3 protein-coding genes are annotated in these 5,410 nt (G+C 69.1%); 2 read left to right on the top strand and 1 reads right to left on the bottom strand.

What is annotated here, in order from left to right; genetic code table 11:
* On the bottom strand, nucleotides 1-886 hold an 886-nt coding region (locus ITP53_RS53550), incomplete at its 3' end, for a LacI family DNA-binding transcriptional regulator (RefSeq protein WP_195903168.1).
* A 319-nt stretch (nucleotides 887-1,205) separates the two neighbouring features.
* On the opposite strand from ITP53_RS53550, the gene ITP53_RS56745 reads away from it, so the two are divergent.
* Both ITP53_RS56745 and ITP53_RS53540 read left to right on the top strand, forming a co-directional pair.
* Nucleotides 1,206-3,959, top strand: coding sequence for an FG-GAP-like repeat-containing protein (locus ITP53_RS56745; RefSeq protein WP_207757706.1), 2,754 nt, complete (start codon nucleotides 1,206-1,208; stop codon nucleotides 3,957-3,959).
* A gap of 84 nt (nucleotides 3,960-4,043) precedes the next feature.
* On the top strand, nucleotides 4,044-5,410 hold a 1,367-nt coding region (locus ITP53_RS53540; protein ID WP_207757705.1), incomplete at its 3' end, for a M23 family metallopeptidase.

The raw sequence follows: 5,410 nt of genomic DNA, 5'->3' as shown, positions 1-5,410 counted from the left end.
GGAGGCGGGCGGCCATCCGGCCGAGCTCGTACGTGGGCTGCGTCACCGTGGTGAGCGAGGGCCGGACGAGGTCCGCCCACGGGATCTCGTCGAACCCGACCAGCCCCATCTCCCTGGGCACGTCCACCCGGTGGTCGGCCAGGCACCGCAGCGCCCCCACCGTCATGAGGTTGTTGGCCACGAACACCGCGTCGGGCCGCTCCGAGGAGGCCAGCAACGACGACATCGCGCGGTAGCCGCCCTGCTCCCGGAAGTCGGTGCGTACGACGACCGGCTCCCCGGGCAGGGCGGCCGCGTAACCCCGCAGGCGCAGGTCCGCGGTGCTCACGCCTTCGGGCCCCGTGATGCACGCGATCCATCGGTAACCGGCAGCGACCAGGTGTTCCGTGGCCGTCCGCGCCCCCGCCTCGTTGTCGACCACGACCGTGTCCACCGTGCCGCGCGGCAGTTCGCGGTCGATGGCGACGACCGGGATGGGCGAGTCGAGCAGGCTCCTGGCCGCCTTGACGCTCCCGGCGGAGGCGATGATCACACCGGCCATCTGCTCGCTCAGCGCCGCCGCGACGTAGGTCTCCTCCTTGGCCGGGTCCTCGTCGCTGTTGCACAGCACGACCGAGTAGCCGGCCTGCTGGGCGACGTCCTCGATGCCGCGGACCGTGGCGGTGAAGAAGGGATTGCCGATGTCCGAGATGATCACTGCCCAGAGCGTCGTACGGTTGCGCCGCAGGTTGCGGGCGACGGCGTTGGGTCGGTATCCGAGCTCGCGGACCGCGGTGAGCACCCGGGCGACCATGGCGGGGTCGACGGTCCGGGCGCCGTTGAGCACGCGGGAGACCGTGGCCGCGGAAACGCCGGCCTCACGGGCGACATCGTAGATGGTTGGCATCGCACCAAGTTTCTACCATTGCGGGGCCCTGCACTCCCCGGCTTCCCGTGGGAAGCCGGCGCCCCGGCACGGAATGGTTTCCAGGTCAAGATCATCATCCCATACTTCCCCAATTCTTGAAATATGCCGATTTAGCAGCGGAAAAGGGCCAACTAAAATCATGACAATTCTGGACTTGACGGCTGTCAGGCCATGCTTGTACTTTCGCTGGTACTTGGCTGAGAAATCGATTGCTTACCGTTCTTCTCCCTTCACCCCCACTCCCATGCACCCTTGACTGCCTCGGGCGCTCAGGGTCGCCGTACTGCCAGGAGAAGTCATGTCCTCGATCGTTCGACGGTGTTCGAGTACGGTGCTGGCCGCCCTGCTCGTCGCGGCCGTGGTCTCCGTACCGGAAACCGCCGTCGCCGCGTCGCCGCCGGCCAGCACGTTCTTCTCGACCGCGCAGATCGACTCGGCGGCCTCCGTCGGCGCCCCCAGCGTGGGCGACAACCTCAACCACGGCGACCTGTGGCCGTCGTGCTGGGCCGACGACGACCAGGTCTACACCGCGTACGGCGACGGCGTCGGATTCAACGGCCCCTACAGCGACATCGGCGTAGCCAGGATCTCCGGCACGCCGGGCAACCTCACCGGCGCGCAACTGCCGGTCGGCGACGACGTCGGCCAGATCTGGACGGCGAACCACAACCGCAAGCCCACCGGCATGGCCTGCGTGGACGGCACCCTCTACCTGGCCGTCCAGGACCTCGCGCTCAACTTCGACGACGTGCCCGCGGCCACGATCGCCAAGTCCACCGACCACGGCAGGACGTGGACGTGGAACGAGACGGAGGCCATGTTCAAGAACGGCCTGTTCACCACGATCATGTTCCTGGACTACGGCAAGGCCTACGCCAACGCCCCCGACGACTACGTGTACGCGTACGGCATCGATCACAACTGGCGCGACTCCTTCAGCGATTCGGTGCCCGACCCCGTGGACCTGTGGCTGGCCCGGGTACCGAAGAACGCGGTGCAGAACCGGTCGGCCTGGGAGTTCGTCAGCGGCTTCACCTCCGCGGGCACGCCCACCTGGTCCACGGAGATCGGCCGCCGCGTCCCCGTGATCCACGACGACCGCCGCGTCTACCCCGACGTCTACACCGCCGGCCGGCCGCGCAACTCCACCGTGATCAGCCAGGGCGGCGTGGTCTACAACAAGCCGCTCAACCGCTACATCTACACGTCCTGGACCGAGTACACCTTCGAGTTCTACGAGTCGCCCACCCCGTGGGGGCCGTGGAAGCGCTTCGTCACCAAGGACTTCGGCGGCTACCCCTGGACGCGGACCAAGCACGGCGGTTACGCCACGACGATCCCGTCGAAGTACATCAGCGCCGACGGCAAGTCCATGTGGCTGCAGTCGAACGTCTGCCCCTGCGGCGGCGGCTATCCGAACGGCGAGCACTGGGCGTACACGTTCTCGCTGCGCAGGATGCGCCTCGAGCCGCACACGGCGACCACTGCGGACAACCGCCCCGACGCCGCCCGCAATCTGGCCAGGGAGGCGGGCACCGTCGGCGTCGAGCGCGCCACCCACTTCGGCGACACCGCCTTCTACAACGACGGGAACCGGTCGCAGAGCGAGGACGACTGGAACGACGAGCGCAAGGGCGCGAGCTGGTGGGGCTACACCTGGCCGCGCGAGTACCTGATGAACAAGGTGGCCTTCACCAGCGGGCAGGTGTTCGCCGACGGCGGCTGGTTCGCCAGGGACCTGCGGGTCCAGGTGCGCCGCGACCACGAATGGGTGGACGTCACCGGTCTGCGGATCACGCCCGACTACCCGTATGACAACACGGCGGGTCCGCACCGCACGTACGAGCTGGGGTTCGACCCGATCGACGGCGACGGCGTGCGCGTCATCGGCGCGCCAGGCGGCACCCGCACCTTCACCTCCATAGCCGAGCTGGCGGTCTACTACACGGGCACGTCAGGCAAGATGTACGGCGGCTCGCCCGCCGACTTCAACGACGACGGCAAGGACGACATCGTCACCTTCACCCAGGGCTCCACCGCCGACGTGTACGTCTCCGCCTCGACCGGCTCGGCGTTCGGGGCGTCCGGCAAGTGGCGCGACCGCTTCGCCCTGAGCGGTGAGACCCCGTACACGGGTGACTTCACCGGCGACGGCAAGGACGACATCGTCACCTTCACCCAGGGCTCCACCGCCGACGTGTACGTCTCCGCCTCGACCGGCTCGGCGTTCGGGGCGTCCGGCAAGTGGCGCGACCGCTTCGCCCTGAGCGGTGAGACCCCGTACACGGGTGACTTCACCGGCGACGGCAAGGACGACATCGTCACCTTCACCCAGGGCTCCACCGCCGACGTGTACGTCTCCGCCTCCACCGGGACGACCTTCGCCACCGGCTCCAAATGGAACGACTGGTTCGCCCCCGGCGGTGAGATCCCGGCGGTCGGCGACTTCGACGGCGACGGCAAGGACGACGTCGTGACGTTCACCCGCGGCGACAGCGCCGACGTGTTCGTGGCGACCTCCACGGGGACCGGCTTCCGCGCCGGCGCGAAGTGGCATGACTTCTTCGCCCCGCACGGCGAGTTCCCCGCGGTGGGCGACGTCGACGGCGACGGCAAGGACGACCTGATCGTGTTCACCCAGGGCTCCACCGCCGACGTGTACGTGGCCCTGTCCACCGGCACGTCGTTCGGCCCGGCCGTCAAGGCGCACGACCAGTTCGCGCCGGGCGCCGAGCAGCCCCGCGTGGGGGACTTCGACGGCGACGGCAAGGCCGACCTCGCCTCCTTCGCGAACGGCACCGCCGGCGGCGTCACCGTGGCCCTGCGGGAGGGCGACGGCTTCGGCGCCGCCGCCTCCTGGCACGGCTCCTTCGCCCCCGCGGGCCGGTTCCCGTACACCGGCGACTATGACGGCGACGGCAAGGACGACATCGTCGCCTTCACCCACAGCCCGTCCGCCGAGGTCCAGGTCGCCCTGTCGACGGGCACGGGGTTCAGCGGCGCGGGCAAGTGGCACGACTTCTTCGGCCTGCCCGGCGAGACCGCTCTCTGACCGTGATCCGCCCGCGGTGGGGCCATCGGGCCGCGCCGCGGGCCAGTCCTGCGCGCATCCCTCCCCGGACAGGAGTAAAGACAGATGAGACGTCGGCTCGTGGCCCTGCTCGCGGCGATCGCGACCAGCGCCGTCCTCGCCCCGCCGTTACCGGCGCACGCCGCCGGACCCAGCCCCGCCTTCCGCGCGCCGTGGCCCTGCGGCCAGGTGCGCGACTACTACCACCACTCCACCGAGGTCGTGAACGCGATCGACTTCAACATCGCCGGCTCGGGCGACCTCGGCACCCCGGCGCTCGCCTCGGCGCCCGGCACGGTGAGCGAGACAGTCTCGAACCACGCCGCCTACGGCAACTACGTACGCGTGGACCACGGCGGCGGCTGGACCAGCCTCGTCGCCCACCTCGACAGGATCACCGTCGTCCGGGGCCAGTCGGTCGGCTACGGCACCGAACTGGGCAAGGTCGGCACCACCGGCGAGTCGTCCGGCCCGCACCTGCACTACGAGCAGGAGGCCGACGGCGTCAACCAGCGCATCGTCATCGACGGCGTCGCGCTGCGCTACAGCACCGCCGCCGCCCGCCACACCAGCGGCAACTGTGGCGGCGGCTCGGTCTTCGGCGGCTCGCCGGCCGACTTCGACGGTGACGGCAAGGACGACGTCGTGACATTCACGCATGGGGCGAACTCCGACGTGTACGTGTCGACCTCCACCGGTACGGGCTTCGACGCTGGGGCGAAGTGGCACGACTGGTTCGCGCCGAGCGGTGAGACACCGTATACGGGCGATTTCGATGGTGATGGCAAGGACGACGTCGTGGCGTTCACGCATGGGACGAACGCGGACGTTTTTGTGGCGACTTCGACCGGTACGGGCTTTGGTGCCGGGGTGAAGTGGCATGACTGGTTCGCGCCGGGTGGTGAGGTGCCGGCGGTCGGCGATTTCGATGGTGACGGCAAGGACGACATCGCCACGTTCACCCGGGGAGAGAGCGCGGACGTGTTCGTGGCGCTGTCGACCGGCACGTCGTTCGGCGCCGGGGCGAAGTGGCATGACTTCTTCGCTCCGGGCGTGGAGTTCCCCGCGGTGGGTGACGTGGACGGTGACGGCAAGGACGACCTGATCGTCTTCACTCAGGGGTCCACGGCGGACGTCTACGTGGCGTTGTCCACGGGCACGTCGTTCGCCCCTGCGGTGAAGGTGCATGACTGGTTCGCCCCCGGAGTCGAGCAGCCGCGGGTGGGCGATTTCGACGGTGACGGCAAGGCTGACATCGCGGCCTTCACCGGTGGCTCGAACGCGGATGTGTTCGTGGCGTTGTCGAACGGGTCCGGCTTCGGTGGGGCGAGGGTGTGGAACGAGTTCTTCGCTCCGGCGGGCGAGTTCCCGTACACGGGCGACTACGACGGGGACGGCAAGGACGACATCGTCACCTTCACCCGGGGCAACAC

Origin of the sequence: Nonomuraea cypriaca (genome assembly GCF_015645445.1) — a bacterium.
GTDB classification, from domain to species: domain Bacteria; phylum Actinomycetota; class Actinomycetes; order Streptosporangiales; family Streptosporangiaceae; genus Nonomuraea; species Nonomuraea cypriaca.
The sequence above is the reverse complement of the archived record's forward strand: the minus strand, read 5'-3'. Positions and strand labels throughout refer to the sequence as shown.

Excerpts from the sequence above, each read along its gene's own strand:
- ITP53_RS56745 (WP_207757706.1), top strand. The coding sequence starts at position 1,206 with ATGTCCTCGATCGTTCGACGGTGTTCGAGTACGGTGCTGGCCGCCCTG.